Annotated in this window: 1 protein-coding gene; it reads right to left on the bottom strand. The window is 70.6% G+C overall.

The genetic code is table 11. The features are described from left to right. Nucleotides 1-4 precede the first annotated feature (4 nt). The gene (locus OG866_RS31835) at nt 5-19,543 is read right to left on the bottom strand and encodes a type I polyketide synthase (protein ID WP_329340038.1); all 19,539 of its coding nucleotides are present in this window, start codon (nt 19,541-19,543) and stop codon (nt 5-7) included. Nucleotides 19,544-19,558: the final 15 nt, after the last annotated feature.

The following is a 19,558-nucleotide window of genomic DNA, read 5'->3' as shown; positions in this document are numbered from 1 at the left end:
ATTCTCAGGAATCCCCGAGTTCTCGGTCGATGACGTCGAAGAGCTCGTCGACCGACACATCTTCAAGATCGTTTTCCGTCACGTTCGGTTCCCTGCCCCCGCTGGAGGCGGCACCGGCCTGGTTCAACTTCGCCAACATGGACTGGAGTCGGATCACCGCCTTGGTGCGGGCGATGTCGTCGTCCGGCAGCGCGGCGAGAACGGTCTCAAGATGGTCGATCTCCGCGGGCAGCACGTTCTCCGGCGCGGCCTCGTCCGGGGCCAGCTCTGCCAGGAGGTGGCGGGCGAGCGCATTGGGAGAGGCGTAGTCGAACAGGGTCGTGGGCCGCAACCGCAGGCCGGTGGCCGTGTTCAGACGGTTCCGCAGCTCCACGGCGGTAAGTGAGTCGAGGCCCATCTCGAAGAAGCCTCGCTCGGCGTCGATCCCTGTCTGGGCGGCGTATCCGAGCACCGTAGCGACGTGCTTGCGGATCAGGTCCAGCAGCAACGACTCGCGTTCGGCTACCGGAAGGGCGACCAGGGTCTCCGCGAGCGGCGATGTCCGCTCGGCGGGTCGGCCGTCTTCCATGGAGCCGTCAACGGTCTGGTGCAGCTGCTTCACTTCGGCGATCTCACCGAAAAGCACGCTGGTACGGGAACCGCTCAGCTCCTTGGCGAACCGCGACCAGTCGACGTCGGTGATCACCGGGCAGGTCTCGGAGCCACTGAGCGCCTGCTCCATCGCCTTGACGGCCAGTTCGGGCGCCATGGGCGGCAGACCGAACCGCTCCATGCGGCCACTGACAAGGCTGTTCTGTGCCGCCATGCCGTCTTCTGCCCAGGGGCCCCACGCGATCGAGGTCGCCGGCAACCCCTCAGCCCGCCGCACCTCCGCCAACGCATCCAAATACGCGTTCGCCGCCGCATAGTTGCCCTGCCCAGCACCACCCACCGTCGCGGAGAACGACGAGAACAACACAAACGCCGACAACCCCAGATCCCGCGTCAGCTCATGCAGATGCCGGGCACCCTCCGCCTTCGCCCGCAACACCCCCTCAAACCGCTCCACCGACAACCCGTCCAGCACACCGTCATCCAGCACACCAGCCGCATGCACCACCGCCGTCAACGGCACCTCAGAAGGAACATCACGCAGGAGCGCTGCCACCGCATCACGGTCACCGACATCACACGCCACCACCGACAGCCGCGCCCCCAACCCGGCTATCTCAGCCCGCAACTCCTCCACACCCCCGGCCGCGGGACCACGACGCGAGACCAGCAGCACATGCTCCGCCCCCGCACCCGCCAGCCACCGCGCTACATGCCGACCCACACCACCCGTACCACCCGTCACCAGCACCGTCCCCGACACCCGCCAGGAACCACCACCAGCACCCGAACCAGCCCGCACCACACGCCGACCGAACACACCAGCAGCCCGAACCGCGACCTCACCCTCGCCCTCAGCTGAGGCGAGCACACCGGCCAGACGCCCCACCAACCGGGCATCCAGCACCTCAGGAAGGTCGACCAAGCCACCCCAGCGGCCAATGCCCTCGGTGGCCGCAACACGGCCGAGACCCCATACCTGGGCCTGGTCGAGGTCCGCCACCCGTTCCGAACCGGTCACCGCGACCGCACCCCGGGTCACACACCACAACGGAGCCTCAACACCCGCATCACCCAGGGCCTGCACCAGCCCCAACGTCAACGCCACCCCGACCGGCACAGAGTCGAACACCGCATGACGGCCGGACGCCAGCGCGAGCAGCGACACCACACCCGCAACCCCAGCCTCACCAGCCAGTACGTCACGCAGCCGCTCGGCAATCACCTCACGACCGGACTGCTCCCCACCGAGCTCCAGCACCACCGGCCGGGCACCACCACGCGCCAGACCCGCCACACACGCCTCAACCCATCCGTCCCCGGCCAGCCCGGCCGGCACCACCACCAGCCACACCCCCGACAACACACCCGAAGCCCCAGCCAGCGGCGACCACGCCACCCGATAACGCCAGCCCTCCACAACCGACCGCTCACGATCCCGCCGACGCCAAGCCGACAACGCCGGCAACACCACCCTCAGCGACTCATCCCCCGGCAACGCCAGCAGACCCGCCACCTCCGACGCATCCCCACGCTCCACCGCCTCCCAGAACCCGGAACCCTCCGCGTCCCGCACCACCGACGACGCCCCCGACTCAGGCCGACCCAGCTCAACCCAAAACCGCTCCCGCTGAAAGGCATACGTCGGCAGCTCCACCCGACGCGGACCGAAAGGCGCAAGATAGGCGGCCCAGTCCACGCCATGGCCCTGGACATAGACCCCAGCCAGCGCCTCCAGCACAGCACTTGCTTCGCTGCGGTCCTTGCGCAGTACCGGCGCGAACAACAACTCCGGGGCACTGTCCTGCCCCATACCCGACAACACCCCGTCCGGACCCAGCTCCAGGCAGGCCGTCACGCCCACAGCGGTGAGGCGGGAGACGCCGTCGGCGAAACGCACCGCCTCCCGCACATGCCGCACCCAATACCCCGGATCACACACCTCGTCCGCGACAAGCTCACCCGTCAGATTCGACACCACGGGGATCCGCGGAACCGAGTACGTCAACCGGCCGACGATCTCCCGGAACTCGTCCAGCATCGGCTCCATCAACGGCGAGTGGAACGCATGCGACACCCGCAGCCGACGCGTCTTCACACCCTGCCGCTCCAGCCGCTCCACGACAGCCGTCACCGCGGCCTCAGCACCCGAAACCACCACCGACGACGGCCCGTTGACCGCAGCCACGCCGACTTCGTCCAGGCCCTCAAGCAGCGGAAGGACCTCCGTCTCCGCGGCCCTCACTGACACCATCACGCCGCCGGACGGCAACGCCTGCATCAACCGGCCACGCGCCGCCACCAGCACACACGCATCCTCAAGCGACCACACCCCCGCCACGAACGCGGCAGCGATCTCACCGATCGAATGCCCACCCACCACATCCGGCGTCACACCCCACGACGACACCAGACGGAAAAGCGCCACCTCCACAGCGAACAGGCCACACTGCGTGAACCCCGTCGCATCCAGCGCATCGCCGTCCCCAAAGACGACCTCACGCAACGACCTGCCCAGCAGACCGTCGAACTGCGCACACACCTCGTCGAAAGCCTCGGCGAAGACAGGGAAAGCCTCATACAACTCCCGGCCCATCCCCACCCGCTGACTGCCCTGCCCGGAGAACAGCACCGCCAGCTTGCCCGGGACGACCTGCCCCCGCACCACACCCGGGGTCTCACGGCCCTCGGCAAGAGCCTCCACACCAGGCAGACCGTCCAGGACCACCGCCCGGTGCTCAAACACCGACCGGCCCGCCACCAGTGAGAACCCGACATCCACCGGCGACAAACCACCCACAGACGCAGCCAACCGCTCCGCCTGCCCCCGCAACGCAGCCTCGGACTTCCCCGACACCACCCACGGCACCACCACCGGCGCCACACTCTCCGAACGCTCAACCTCGCTCGAGACCGGAGCCTGCTCCAAAATCACATGCGCGTTCGTCCCACTAATGCCGAACGACGACACACCCGCACGCCGAGGCCGACCACTCTCCGGCCACGCCACCGACTCCGTCACCAGCTCAACAGCACCCGCCGACCAGTCCACATGCGGCGACGGCTCGTCGACGTGCAGCGTCCGCGGCAGCACACCGTGCCGCATCGCCATCACCATCTTCATGATTCCGGCGACACCGGCGGCGGCCTGCGTATGCCCGATGTTCGACTTCACCGAGCCCAACAGCAGCGGCTGGTCCTCCGGCCGGTCCTGGCCATACGTCGCCAGCAGCGCCTGCGCCTCGATCGGATCACCCAGCTTCGTACCCGTACCGTGCGCCTCCACAGCGTCCACCTGGTCGGCGGAGAGGCCGGCACTCGCCAGCGCGGCACGGATCACCCGCTGCTGGGAGGGACCATTCGGCGCCGACAGGCCGTTACTCGCACCGTCCTGGTTCAGGGCGGAGCCCCGGACCACCGCCAGGACGGGGTGCCCGTTGCGGCGCGCGTCGGACAGACGCTCCAGCAGCAACATGCCGACGCCCTCGGCCCAGCCGGTGCCGTCCGCACCCGCCGCGAACGCCTTGCAACGGCCGTCGGGGGCGAGGCCCCGCTGACGGCTGAACTCCACGAAGGCGACCGGGCTGGCCATGACCGTCGCCCCGCCGGCGAGAGCGAGCGTGCACTCGCCCTGGCGCAGCGCCTGAGCCGCCCAGTGCAGGGCGACCAGCGACGACGAACACGCCGTATCCACCGTCACCGCAGGACCCTCGAAACCGAACGTGTACGAGATACGGCCGGAGGCGACGCTGCCGGCGTTGCCGGTCATCAGGTAGCCCTCGGAGGCCTCCCCCGCCTGATGGACCAGGTCGCCGTAGTCGTGGTAGGTCAGGCCGCAGAACACGCCGGTCTGGCTGCCCCGCACCGACGCCGGGTCGATACCCGCCCGCTCCAACGCCTCCCACGACGTCTCCAACAGCAACCGCTGCTGCGGATCCATCGCCAGCGCCTCACGCGGCGAAATACCGAAGAACGCCGGATCGAAGTCACCCGCGTCATACAGGAAACCGCCCTCACGGGCATACGCCGTGCCCTTGTGATCGGGGTCCGGGTGGTACAGCGCCTCCAGATCCCAGCCACGGTCGGTGGGCAGGCCGGACACCGCGTCGCCGTCGTTGGCGAGCAGCTGCCACAGCTCCTCGGGGGTGCGTACGCCGCCGGGGAAGCGGCAGCCCATGCCCACGATGGCGATCGGGTCGTCGTCGGGGACGGTCCGTGGTGTCGTCGTCGCCAGATTCGGGGCGGCGGCGGCCTGCTGTTCGCCGTCCACGTGGTCCGGGCCCAGCAACTCGCCGACGATGTGGCGGGCGGCGGCGGCCGGGGTCGGGTAGTCGAACACGAGCGTGGCCGAGAGTCGCAGGCCGGTCGCCGCGTTCAGGCGGTTCCGGAGTTCGACAGCGGTGAGCGAGTCGAACCCGAGGTCCTTGAAGGCACGCTCGAACGCGACCGCGTCCGTGTGACCGAGGACGGCCGCCACGCTGTCGGCCACCAGCTCCAGCAGCATCTCCTCGCGCGCGGCCGGCGTGAGGCCGGCAAGGCGCCGTACGAGGGCGGGAGCGCCGTCGTCGGCGGCGGCCGACTCGACGACCCGGCGGGCCGGAGCACCGATGAGGTGCCGCAGGATCGCGGGTACCGTCCCGGGCCGCGCGTTGGTGCGCAGCACGGCGACGTCCATACGGGTCGGCACGAGGAGGAACTCGTCCGTCGCGTGCGCCGCGTCGAACAGGGCCAGTCCCTCGTCGGCGGGCAGTGGCGTCATGCCGAAGCGGGCCATGCGGGCCATGTCGACCTCGCCCAAGTGACCGGTCATCTCACTGCGTTCGGCCCAGAAGCCCCAGGCCAGCGAGACTGCCGGCAGGCCGTGTGCCCGCCGGTGCGCCGCCAGGGCGTCCAGGAACATGTTGGCCGCGGCGTAGTTGCCCTGGCCGGCGGCGCCGAACGTGGCGGCCGCGGAGGAGAACATGACGAAGGCCGTCAGCCCCAGGTCCTGGGTCAACTCGTGCAGATGCACGGCGGCGTCGACCTTCGGCCGCAGCACGGCGTCCAGCCGGTCCGGCGTAAGCGACTCGATCAGACCGTCGTCCAGGACACCCGCCGCGTGCACCACGCCGCGCAGCGGGCGGTGCGCGGGAATCCGTGCCAGCAGGCCGGCCAGCGCCTCGCGGTCCGTCACGTCACACGCCTCGAACACCACCTCGGCACCCAACGCGCCCAGTTCCGCTTCGAGTTCGGCCGCGCCGGACACGTCCCGCCCGCGTCGCGAGGCCAGGACCACACACCTGACCCCGTGTTCGGCGACCAGGTGTCGCGCCACCAGACGGCCGAGTACCCCGCTCGCGCCGGTGATCAGCACGGACCCATCGGCATCCCACACGGCAGGCGACGCGGTAGCGGCGGCAGGGACCATCGCCCTGGCCAGGCGCGGGATGTACACCCGCCCCTCCCGTACGGCGATCTGCGGCTCCCCGCCGGCCAGTACCGCGTCGAGCGCGGCGCCGGACACCTCGTTCCCGTCCAGGTCGAGCAGGACGAACCGGTCCGGGTGCTCGGCCTGCGCCGACCGCACCAGACCCCACACCGCGGCAGCCGCCAGATCGGTCACATCCTCACCGGGTTCCGCGGACACCGCGCCCCGCGTCACCACGACCAGCCGCGACCCGGCCAACCGCTCCTCGGCCAGCCACTCCTGCAACGCCTCCAGCGCACGACGCGTCGCCGACCGCACGGCGGCCGGATCACCGACGCCCCCACCGGCCCGGGAGCCGGAGAGGAACGGCAGCAACACGCACGCGGGCGCGGCCTCGTCCGACGTCGCCGCGTCACGGATGCCGGTGTACCCGTCGATCCGCTCGTCGGCGTACCCGAGCAGAGCAGACAGCTCGGCCGCGTCGGGACCGACGACCACGCGGCGGGCGCCGTCGTCCTCCACCGCGGCCATGGAGGCCGCCGGGAGGGCCGCCCACTCCACGCGGAACAGCGACTCGTGCGGCACCCGTCCCTGACCGGCCACGTCGTCCCGCGTGACGCTCCGGGTCGTCACCGTCTCCACGGTGGCCACCACCTGGCCGGACTCGTCGGCCAGCAGCAGCGCGGCACCGTCCCCGGCCCCCGGCGCAAGACGCACGCGCAGCGTGGTCGCGCCGGTGGCGTACAGGGACACTCCGCTCCATGCGTGCGGAAGCGCGACCGTCCCCTCGGCCACGTCGGCCCTCCCGCCGTCCGCGGCGTGGAAAACGGCGTCCAGCAGCGCGGGATGCAGGCCATAGCGCCCGGCGTCCGCCCGCTGCTCCTCCGGCAGCGTCACCTCGGCGAAGACCTCCTCGCCCCGGCGCCAGGCCTGCCGCAGTCCCTGGAATGCGGAGCCGTGGACGAGGCCGACACCTTCCTCGCTGTCCTCGTACAGCGCCGCCACGTCGATCGGGTCGGCGTCGGCCGGGGGCCACTGGCCGAGCGCACGGGCCGCCTCCGAACCCACCGGCGACGCACCCGCCGTCAGCACACCACGGGCATGCAGGGTCCATGGGAGATCCGACGCGCCGTCCTCGTGGCGCGAGTAGACGCTCACCGTACGGCGGCCGGAATCATCCGGTCCGCTCACCGCGAGCTGGAGCTGGACCGCCCCGCCGTCGGGCAGCGCCAGCGGTGCCTGAGGCGTCAGCTCGTCCAGCCGGTCGCACCCGACCCCGTCACCCGCCCTCAGCGCCAACTCCACGAACACGGAGGTCGGGAGCACCGTCGAGCCGTAGAGAGCATGATCCGCCAGCCAGGGATGCGACTGCACCGAGAGCCGGCCGGTGAAGAGCTGCCCGCCGGACTCCGGCAGGGTGACGGCCGCGCCGAGCAGGGGGTGATCGGCGGACGAGAGACCAGCCGAAGTGACGTCACCCTGGCGGGCGGTGGACGGTTCGATCCAAAAGCGCTGGTGTTGGAAGGCGTAGGTGGGCAGGTCGATGCGGCGGGCACCCGTGCCGTCGAAGAGACCGGCCCAGTCGACGGGCGCACCGCCGACAAACGCCTCGGCAGCCGAGGTCAGGAAGCGGAGCAGTCCGCCCTCGTCGCGGCGCAGCGAACCCACCGCGGTCACTGGCGAGTTGACGTGCGCCTCGGCGGTCTGCTCGACCCCCATCGTCAGCACAGGATGCGCACTCGACTCGACGAACAACCGGAAACCGTCATCCAGCAGGGCGCGGACGGTGTCGGCGAAACGCACCGTCTGGCGCAGATTGCGATACCAGTAGCCCGCGTCGAGAGCTGTCGTGTCCAGCACCTCGGCGGTGACCGTCGAATAGAAGGGGACCTGCGCCGCCCGGGGAGTGATACCCGCCAGCTCCCGGAGCAGTACGTCCTCGATCTCCTCCACGTGCGCGCAGTGCGAGGCATAGTCCACGGCGATACGACGGGCCCGGACACCGTCCGCCTCACAGGCGGCCAGCAACTCGTCCAAGGCATCGGCGTCACCCGAAACGACCACCATGGCCGGGCCGTTGACCGCCGCCACCGCCAGACGACCACCCCAGGCGGTGAGCCGTTCCTGTACGTCTTCGATGCCGAGGGAGACCGACACCATGCCGCCGCGCCCGGACAGCGCCCGAATGGCCTTACTGCGCAAGGCCACCACCTTCGCCGCGTCCTGGAGCGACAGCGCACCAGCCACGCACGCGGCGGCGATCTCACCCTGCGAATGCCCGATCACCGCAGCAGGCTCCACGCCGTACGAGCGCCAGACCTCGGCGAGCGAGACCATGACCGCCCACAGCACCGGCTGCACCACATCGACCTGCTCCAACCAGGCCTCATCGCCGGTGTCGCGGAGGATGTCGGTCAGCGACCAGTTAACGAACGGCGCCAACGCGACCGCACACTCACCGATCCGCTCCGCGAACACCGGGGAGGAATCCAGCAGTTCAGCCGCCATCCCCAGCCACTGCGACCCCTGACCCGGGAACACGAACACGGCACGGCCATCCGCACCCCCCGCACTCCCCCGCACCACACTCGCGGTCTCACGGCCCTCGGCAAGAGCCTCCAGACCACCGGCCAGATCACCGACCACCACCGCCCGGTGCTCAAACACCGACCGGCCGGTGACCAAGGACGACGCCACATCCGCAACCGCAAGTTCCGGACGCTTCGCGAGGAACGAGGCCAGCCGTTCGGCCTGCGCTCGCAGCGCGCCCTCAGACTTCGCCGACAGCACCCACGGCACCACCACCGGCGGCTCGATGGCCTCGGCCGGGTCCTCCTCCGGAGCCGAAACCGGAGCCTGCTCCAGGATCACGTGGGCGTTGGTGCCACTGACGCCGAACGCCGACACGCCGGCCCGGCGGGGTTCCTCGGCCTCCGGCCACGGGGTCGCCTCGGTCAACAGCCGCAGGCTGCCGGACGACCAGTCGACGTGCGGGGTGGGCTCGTCCACGTGCAGTGTCTGCGGCAGCACACCGTTCCGCATCGCGAGGACCATCTTGATGATCCCGGCGACACCGGCCGCGGCCTGGGTGTGCCCGATGTTCGACTTGATGGAGCCCAACAGCAGGGGACGGTCCTCCGGCCGGTCCTGACCGTACGTCGCCAGCAGCGCCTGCGCCTCGATCGGATCACCCAGCTTCGTACCCGTACCGTGCGCCTCCACCACATCCACCTGGCCGGCCGTCAGCCCCGCACTCGCCAGCGCGGCCCGGATCACCCGCTGCTGGGAGGGACCATTCGGCGCCGTAAGACCGTTACTCGCACCGTCCTGGTTGACGGCCGAACCACGCACCACCGCCAGCACCTGGTGCCCGTTGCGCTCCGCGTCCGACAACCGCTCCAACAGGAGCAGACCGACGCCCTCACCCCACCCAGTACCGTCCGCGCCCGCCGCGAACGCCTTGCACCGGCCGTCCGGAGCAAGACCCCGCTGACGACTGAACTCCACGAAACCACGGGGCGAGATCATCAGCGAGACACCGCCGACGATCGCGCGGGAGCACTCGCCCTGGCGCAGGGACTGCGCGGCCAGATGCAGGGCGACCAGCGACGACGAGCACGCCGTGTCCACACTGACCGCGGGCCCTTCGAGGCCGAACGTGTACGAGATACGGCCCGAGACGACACTGGCCGCGTTGCCGGTGGCGACGTAGCCCTCGGTCACGTCCGGGCCCTGGTCGACAAGGGAGACGTATTCCTGGCCGTTCGTGCCGATGAACACACCCGTCCTGCTGCCGCGCACGGACTCGGGGTCGACCCCGGCCCGCTCCCACAGCTCCCAGGAGGTCTCGAGCAGCAGCCGCTGCTGCGGGTCCATCGCCAGCGCCTCACGCGGCGAGATCCCGAAGAAGTCGGCGTCGAATCCGCTCACTTCGGAGAGGAACGCGCCTTCGCGGACGTAGCTCTTGCCGAGCGCGTCCGGGTCGGCGTCGTACAGGCCATCGAGGTCCCAGCCACGGTCCGTCGGGAAGCCCGAGGTGGCGTCCTTGCCGACGGCGAGCAGGTCCCACAGTTCTTCCGCGGTTCCCACGCCTCCGGGGAAGCGGAAGCTCATCGCGACGATCGCCAGGGGCTCGTCAGCGGCGGCCACCGAGGCAGGGAGCGCCGGGACGCTGTCCTCGTCGCGCGCACCGAGCAGTTCGGTGAGCAGGTGGTCGGACAGCGCGGCCGGCGTGGGGTAGTCGAAGACCAGCGTGGCCGACAGTTGCATGTCGGTCGCCTTGATGAGCCTGTTGCGCAGATTGACGGCCGTCAGGGAGTCGAACCCGATCTCCGTGAACGCGCGGCCGGACGCGATCGCGTCGGCTCCGGCGTACCCGAGTACGGCGGCCACGTGGGCCCGTACCAGTTCCAGCACGACCCGGTGCCGCTCAGCCTCGGGCAGCCCTGCCAGCTGCCGTACGAGAGCGGACGCCCCTTCGGCATGCGGTGCGTCCGCCGCGGCGGTTTCGGCCGCCTCCGTCACTCGGGCGACTTCCGGGACTCCGCTGAGCATGCGGGACAGCTGCCTGGCCTCGAAGGTGCCGGCGAAGTGCTTCCAGTCGGCGTCCACGACGGCGACAGCGGTGTCCCCCACGACCAGGGCCTGCTCCAGAGCCTTCACCGCAAGGTCCGGGTCCATCGGGAGCATGCCGGTGCGCCGGAGGGTACGGCTGACCTCGGCACTGCTGACAGCCATGCCGTCTTCTGCCCAAGGCCCCCACGCGATCGAGGTCGCCGGCAACCCCTCAGCCCGCCGCACCTCCGCCAGCGCATCCAAATACGCGTTCGCCGCCGCATAGTTGCCCTGCCCAGCACCACCCACCGTCGCAGAAAACGACGAGAACAACACAAACGCCGACAACCCCAGATCCCGCGTCAGCTCATGCAGATGCCGGGCACCCTCCGCCTTCGCCCGCAACACCCCCTCAAACCGCTCCACCGACAACCCGTCCAGCACACCGTCATCCAGCACACCAGCCGCATGCACCACCGCCGTCAACGGCACCTCAGAAGGAACATCACGCAGGAGCGCTGCCACCGCATCACGGTCACCGACATCACACGCCACCACCGACAGCCGCGCCCCCAACCCGGCTATCTCAGCCCGCAACTCCTCCACACCCTCAGCCGCGGGACCACGACGCGAGACCAGCAGCACATGCTCCGCCCCCGCACCCGCCAGCCACCGCGCCACACGCCGACCCACACCACCCGTACCACCCGTCACCAGCACCGTCCCCGACACCCGCCAGGAACCACCACCAGCACCCGAACCAGCCCGCACCACACGCCGACCGAACACACCAGCCGAACGCAGCGCCACCTCACCCTCAACCCCACCCGAGGCGAGCACACCCGCCAGACGCCCCACCATCCGGGCATCCACCACCTCAGGCAGATCAACCACACCACCCCAACGACCAGCCAACTCCAGACCAGCCACCCGACCCAGACCCCATACCTGGGCCTGGTCGAGGTCCGCCACCCGCTCCGAACCGGTCACCGCGACCGCACCCCGGGTCACACACCACAACGGCGCCTCAACACCCGCATCACCCAGGGCCTGCACCAGCCCCAACGTCAACGCCACCCCGACCGGCACAGACCCGAACACCGCATGACGGCCGGACGCCAGCGCGAGCAGCGACACCACACCCGCAACCCCAGCCTCACCAGCCAGTACGTCACGCAGCCGCTCAGCAATCACCTCACGACCCGACTGCTCCCCACCGAGCTCCAGCACCACCGGCCGGGCACCACCACGCGCCAGACCCGCCACACACGCCTCAACCCATCCGTCCCCGGCCAGCCCGGCCGGCACCACCACCAGCCACACCCCCGACAACACACCCGAAGCCCCAGCCAGCGGCGACCACGCCACCCGATAACGCCAGCCCTCCACAACCGACCGCTCACGATCCCGCCGACGCCAAGCCGACAACGCCGGCAACACCACCCTCAGCGACTCATCCCCCGGCAACGCCAGCAGACCCGCCACCTCCGACACATCCCCACGCTCCACCGCCTCCCAGAACCCGGAATCAACCGTCTCGGGGACGTCATCGCCGACCTGCGGGGCCGATCCCATCCAGTACCGCTCGCGCTGGAAGGCATACGTCGGCAGCTCCACCCGACGCGGACGGAAAGGCGCAAGATAGGCGGCCCAGTCCACGCCATGGCCCTGGACATAGACCTGCGCGAGTGCCTCCAGCACCGCACTTGCTTCGCTGCGGTCCTTGCGCAGTACCGGCGCGAACAACATCTCCGGGGCACTGTCCTGCCCCATACCCGACAACACTCCATCGGGGCCCAGTTCCAGGCAGGCCGTCACACCCAGAGCGGTCAGGCGGGAGATGCCGTCGGCGAAACGCACCGCCTCCCGCACATGCCGCACCCAATACCCCGGATCACACACCTCGTCCGCGACAAGCTCACCCGTCAGGTTCGACACCACGGGGATCCGCGGCGCCGAGTACGCCAACTGCTCGATGACGTGACGGAACTCGTCCAGCATCGGCTCCATCAACGGCGAGTGGAACGCATGCGACACCCGCAGCCGACGCGTCTTCACACCCCGCTGCTCCAGCCGCTCCACGACAGCCGTCACCGCGGCCTCAGCACCCGAAACCACCACCGACGACGGCCCGTTCACCGCAGCCACGCCGACTTCGTCCAGGCCCTCAAGCAGCGGAACAACCACCGCCTCCGCGGCCCTCACCGACACCATCACGCCACCCGACGGCAGCGCCTGCATCAACCGGCCACGCGCCGCCACCAGCACACAGGCGTCCTCAAGCGACCACACCCCCGCCACAAACGCGGCAGCGATCTCACCGATCGAATGCCCACCCACCACATCCGGCGTCACACCCCACGACGACACCAGACGGAAAAGCGCCACCTCAAGGGCGAACAGACCACACTGCGTGAACCCCGTCGCATCCAGCGCCTCCCCGTCCCCGAAGACGACCTCACGCAACGACCTGCCCAACAGCCCGTCGAACTGCGCACACACCTCATCGAAAGCCTCGGCGAAGACAGGGAAAGCCTCATACAACTCCCGGCCCATACCGGCCCGCTGACTGCCCTGCCCCGAGAACAGCACCGCCAGCTTCCCCGGCACGACCTGCCCCTGGACGAGACCAGCAGCCGGCTCACCCGACACCAAAGCCGACAACCCACCAGCCAGATCCCCCAACACCACCGCCCGATGCTCAAACACCGACCGGCCCGCCACCAGCGAGAACCCGACATCCACCGGCGACAAACCACCCACAGACGCAGCCAACCGCTCCGCCTGCCCCCGCAACGCGGCCTCGGACTTACCCGACACCACCCACGGCACCACCACCGGCGGCACGCCCTGCGACGACGGATCCTCAGCCGAATCCGAATCCGAATCCGAGTCCGAAAGGGGAGCCTGCTCAAGAACCACATGCGCGTTCGTGCCACTGATCCCGAACGACGACACACCCGCACGCCGAGGCCGGCCACTCTCCGGCCACGCCACCGACTCCGTCACCAGCTCAACAGCACCCGCCGACCAGTCCACATGCGGCGACGGCTCATCCACATGCAGCGTCCGCGGCAGCACACCGTGACGCATCGCCATCACCATCTTCATCACACCGGCGACACCCGAAGCCGCCTGCGTGTGGCCGATGTTGGACTTCACCGAGCCCAACAGCAGCGGCTGGTCCTCAGGCCGGTCCTGGCCATACGTCGCCAGCAGCGCCTGCGCCTCGATCGGGTCACCGAGCTTCGTACCCGTACCGTGCGCCTCCACCACATCCACCTCGGCAGCCGACACCCGGGCATTCGCCAGCGCAGCCCGGATCACCCGCTGCTGGGAGGGACCGTTCGGCGCCGTAAGACCGTTACTCGCACCGTCCTGGTTGATCGCCGAACCGCGCACCACCGCCAGCACCTGGTGCCCGTTGCGCTCCGCGTCCGACAACCGCTCCAGCACCAGCACGCCGATGCCCTCGGCGAGTCCCATGCCGTCGGCCCCCGCCGCGAACGCCTTGCAACGGCCGTCGGCGGCGAGCCCGCGCTGCCGGCTGAAGGCGATGAACGCGCTGGGGTTGGGCATGACCGCGACGCCGCCGGCGAGGGCGAGTGTGCACTCGCCCTGCCGCAGCGACTGCACCGCCAGGTGCAGGGCGACCAGCGACGACGAACACGCCGTGTCCACCGTCACCGCAGGGCCCTCGAACCCGAAGGAGTAGGCGACGCGACCGGTCACGACGCTGGCCGCGTTGCCCGTCATCAGGTGGCCTTCGGAGCCTGCGGGCGCCTCGTGCACGCGCGGCCCGTACTCCTGGTAGTTGTTGCCGATGAAGACGCCGGTGCGGCTGCCCCGCAGGGTCGACGCGGGCACGCCGAGCCGTTCGAAGGCCTCCCAGGAGGTCTCCAGCAGCAGCCGCTGCTGGGGGTCCATCGCGGCGGCCTCACGCGGGGAGATACCGAAGAACGCGGGGTCGAACTCGGCAGCGTCGTAGAGGAAGCCGCCCTCGCGCACGTAGGTCTTGCCAGGGGCGTCGGGGTCGGGGTCGTAGAGGCCCTCGATGTCCCAGCCTCGGTCGGTGGGCAGTCCGCCGATCGCGTCCCCGTCGGAGGTGATCAGTTGCCACAGCTCCTCCGGGGAGGTCACCCCACCGGGGTAGCGGCAGCTCATCGCGACGATCGCGACGGGATCGTCGTCGGTCGCGGTCACCCCGGTGGCGACAGCAGCGGGCAGCAGCGCGGCGTCCGCGCCGGAGGCCGTCGCGGCCTCGCCGCCGAAGAGCTGCTCCTGTATGTACTCGCCGAGTACGGCGCTGCTGGGGTAGTCGAAGATCAGGGTGGCGGGCAGCCGCAGCCCGGTGGCCGTGTTCAGCCGGTTGCGCAGCTCCACCGCCGTCAGGGAGTCGAATCCGAGGTCCTTGAAGGCACGTTCGGAGTCGAGCGTGTCCGGGGTGGTGTGCCCGAGCACGGCCGCCACCTGCTCGTGGACGAGGTCGAGGACGGCGTGTGCGCGCTCGCCCGGCGTCAGGGCGGCCAGCCGCTGCTGGAGCGGCGAGGCCGCGGCGGTCTCGGAGGCGGCGGCGTCCCGGGGGCCGGCGACGCTCTCCCGCTGGATGCGTCGCGCTTCGGGAAGCTCTGCCAGCAGGGGGCTGGGGCGGGCGGAGGTGAAGACCGGGATGAAACTCTCCCAGTCGATGTCGGCGATCGCCAGGTGCGTCTGGTCGTGGTCGATCGTCTGGTGGAGCGCGGCGATGCCGAGTTCGACGTCCATGAACCGCAGCCCACGACGACGGAGTTGGTCGAGGTCGAGGGCCTCGGGCGCGTTGTCACCGACCGCGTCCCACACGCCCCATGCCACCGATGTAGCGGTCAGACCGTTCGCCCGGCGTCGTTCGGCGAGCGCGTCGAGGTAGGCGTTGGCCGCCGCGTAGGCGCCGTGGTCGCCGACGCCCCAGACGGACGAGACCGACGAGAACAGGACGAACGCGTCGAGCGGGGTGTCGCCCAGCAGCGCGTCGAGGTGTGCCGCGCCCGCAGCCTTGGCGTTCATGACGTCGGCGAACTCGACCGCCGTCGTCTCGGCAAGCGAAGCCAGATCTATGTAGGCGGCGCCGTGGATGACCGCGGTGAGGGGGCAGTCCTCCGGTACGGACGCGAGGACGGCCGCCACGGCGTCGCGGTCCGCGACGTCGCAGGCGGTGACGGTGACCCGGGTGCCCAGCGCGGCGAGTTCGGCGACCAGGGCGTCCGCTCCGGGCGCGGCGGGCCCACGGCGGCTCGTCAGGACGAGGTGTTCGGCCCCGTTGCGGGCCAGCCACCGCGCGAGGTGGGTGCCGAGGGCGCCGGTGCCTCCGGTGACCAGAACCGTGCCCCGCGGCTTCCAGGTACGGCCGGGCCGACGGTCGCCGAGCGGCGCGGGCTCCAGTCGGCGCAGCATGACCCCGGAGGCACGGACGGCCACCTGGTCCTCGGAGTCGGTGCCCGCCAGCACACCGGCGAACCGCGTGCGGGCCCGCCCGTCCAGGGTGGCGGGCAGGTCGATCAGGCCGCCCCAGCTCTCCGGGTACTCCACGGCGGCGACCCGGCCGAGGCCCCACACCGTGGCCTGTGCCGGGGTGGCCAGCGGCTCGGCGCTGCCGGTGGACACCGCGCCCCGCGTGGCACACCACAGCCGCGCCCCGGTGCCGAGGTCGCCCAGGGCCTGGATCAGGCCGAGGGTGAGTACCAGGCCGGTGGTGGTGACGGGGTGCGCCGGATACGGCGCCTCGTCCAGCGCCAGCAGCGAGAGGACACCGGTAGGCGGGTGGCCCGCCGTGACCTCACGCAGCCGCCGCGCCAGTACGGTGCGGTCCGCGTCGGCCTCCCCCAGCGGCAGGGACACGACGTCGGCGCCGTGTTCTTCGAGCGCCCGCCGTACGTCCGCCACGAGCGGGTCGGCATCGCACGCGTCCGAAGTGACCAGGAGCCACGTGCCCGTGACCGACGGCACCGCCGTGCCGGTCGTACGACGCCACACGGCACGGTAGCGCCACGCGTCCACGGCAGACTCGGAGCGCCGCTGCCGACGCCACTGCGCGAGGGCGGGCAGTACGGCGTCGAGCGACTCCTGCTGTTCGACGGAGTCGACACGCAGCGTGGCCGCGAGCGCCGCGCCGTCCTCCCGTTCGACCGCGTCCCAGAAGATCGCGTCCGTGCGGTCACCGGCCGCCATACCGTGTCCGATGGGCCCCGTCCTCGCGGCTTCCAGCCAGTACCGCTGGTGCTGGAAGGCGTACGTCGGCAGCTCGACACGACGAGCACCCGTGCCGTCGAAGAGACCGGCCCAGTCGACGGACGCGCCACCCACGAACGCCTCGGCAGCGGAAGTCAGGAACCTCTCCAGACCACCCTCGTCACGGCGCAGCGAACCCACCGCGGTCACAGGCGAGTTGACGTGCGCCTCGGCAGTCTGCTCGACCCCCATCGTCAACACAGGATGCGCACTCGACTCGACGAACAACCGGAAACCGTCATCCAACAACGCACGGACAGTGTCAGCGAAACGCACCGTCTGGCGCAGATTGCGATACCAGTAGCCCGCGTCCAGAGCAGTCGTGTCCAGCACCTCGGCAGTGACCGTCGAGTAGAACGGCACCGATGCGGCCTGGGGAGCGATACCCGCCAACTCCCGCAGGAGAACGTCCTCGATCTCCTCCACATGCGCGCAGTGCGAGGCATAGTCCACCGCAATACGACGAGCCCGGACCCCCTCGGCCTCGCAAGCGGCCAGAAGCTCGTCCAAGGCATCGGCGTCACCCGAAACGACCACCATGGCCGGGCCGTTGACCGCCGCCACCGCCAGACGACCACCCCAGGCAGTCAGCCGCTCCCGCACGTCCTCCACACCAAGCGAAACGGACACCATCCCGCCACGCCCGGACAACGCCCGAATGGCCTTACTACGCAGCGCCACCACCTTCGCCGCATCCTCAAGCGACAGCGCACCAGCCACACACGCGGCAGCAATCTCACCCTGCGAATGACCGATCACCGCAGCCGGCTCCACGCCGTACGAGCGCCACACCTCAGCCAGCGACACCATGACCGCCCACAGCACCGGCTGCACCACATCGACCTGCTCCAACCAGGCCTCATCGCCGGTGTCGCGCAGGATGTCGGTCAGCGACCAGTCCACGAACGGCGCCAACGCAACCGCACACTCACCGATCCGCTCCGCGAACACCGGGGAGGACTCCAGCAGCTCAGCCGCCATCCCCAGCCACTGCGACCCCTGACCCGGGAACACGAAGGCGACCCCGGTGCCGCGTCGGACGGTGCCCTCGACGAGGGCGGAGGTGGTGCGGCCGGCGACGTAGGACTGGAGTTCGCGTATCGCCTCGGTGCGGTCGGGCGCCAGGACCACGGCTCGGTGGTCGAAGGTGGTCCGGGTGGTGGCGAGGGAGAGGGCGGTGTCGGCTCCGGTTGCCTCGGTGTGGGTCTCGGCATGCTCCAGTAGGCGTGCGGCCTGGGCGCGCAGCGCTGTCGCGGACTTGGCCGACAGCACCCAGGGGACGACGGGCGAGGCCATCGGTGCCTGGGCAGCCGGAGTGTCCTCGTCCATGTCGGATCGCGGGGCGGGGGGAGCTTCGACGATGGCGTGGGCGTTGGTTCCGCTGATGCCGAAGGAGGACACGCCGAACCGTCGTGGTTCCTCGCCCTCGGGCCACGGGGTGGCCTCGGTCAGCAGTTCGACGGCGCCCGTCGACCAGTCCACGTGCGGCGACGGCTCGTTCACGTGCAGGGTGCGCGGGAGCACACCGTGCCGCATGGCCAGCACCATCTTCATCAGGCCGGCCACGCCGGCCGCGGCCTGGGTGTGCCCGATGTTGGACTTGACGGAACCGAGGAACAGCGGCTCGTCGGCGGGGCGTTCACGGCCGTAGGTGGCCAGGAGGGCCTGCGCCTCGATGGGGTCGCCGAGCTTCGTGCCGGTGCCGTGGGCCTCGACGGCGGCGATCTGGGCGGGGGCGAGGTCGGCGTCCGCCAGGGCGGCGCGGATCACCCGCTGCTGGGAGGGGCCGTTCGGGGCGGACAGTCCGCTGCTGGCGCCGTCCTGGTTGATGGCCGTTCCGCGGACGACGGCCAGGACGGGGTGGCCGTTGCGGCGGGCGTCGGAGAGACGCTCCAGGAGGAGCATGCCCGCGCCCTCGGCGGGGGCGAAGCCGTCGGCCTCGGCGGCGAAGGGCTTGCAGCGGCCGTCGGGGGCGAGGCCTCGCTGGCGGCTGAAGCCGATGAAGGTGCCGGGGGTGGCCATCACGGTGACACCGCCGGCGAGGGCGAGGGTGCATTCGCCGCGGCGCAGGGCCTGCACGGCGAGGTGCAGGGCGACGAGGGAGGAGGAGCAGGCGGTGTCCACCGTGACGGCGGGGCCCTCCAGACCGAGGCTGTAGGCGACGCGGCCGGAGACCACGCTGATGGCGCTGCCCGTCACGAGGTGGCCCTCGATGCTGTCGGGGGCCTCATGAACGCGCGGGCCGTAGTCGGGCGCGACAGCGCCGGCGAAGACGCCGGCCTGGCTTCCCTTGAGCGAGGCCGGGTCGATGCCCGCGCGCTCGATCGCCTCCCAGGCGGTCTCAAGGAGCAGCCGTTGCTGCGGGTCCATCGCCGTCGCCTCGCGGGGCGAGATGCCGAAGAAGTCGGCGTCGAAGTCGCCGGCCTCGGCAAGGAAGCCGCCTTCACGGGCGTACGTGGTCCCCGGCCGGTCGGGGTCGGGATCGTAGACGGCGTCGGTGTCCCAGCCTCGGTCGGCGGGGAACGGCGTGATGGCGTCCTCCTCGCCGTACACCAGGCGCCACAGGTCCTCCGGGGTGCGGACACCGCCGGGGAAGCGGCACCCCATCCCGACGATCGCGATCGGCTCGTGGGCCGCCGCCTCCACCTCGTGCAGGCGGTTGCGGGTCTGATGCAGGTCGGCCGTGACCCGCCGGAGGTAACCGAGGAGCTTTTCTTGTTCCGACATCAGGACCTCACGTGC

Source organism: Streptomyces sp. NBC_00663 (assembly GCF_036226885.1).
Taxonomy (GTDB): Bacteria; Actinomycetota; Actinomycetes; order Streptomycetales; family Streptomycetaceae; genus Streptomyces.
Note: the sequence above shows the minus strand (reverse complement) of the source record. Positions and strands in the feature narration are given on the sequence as shown.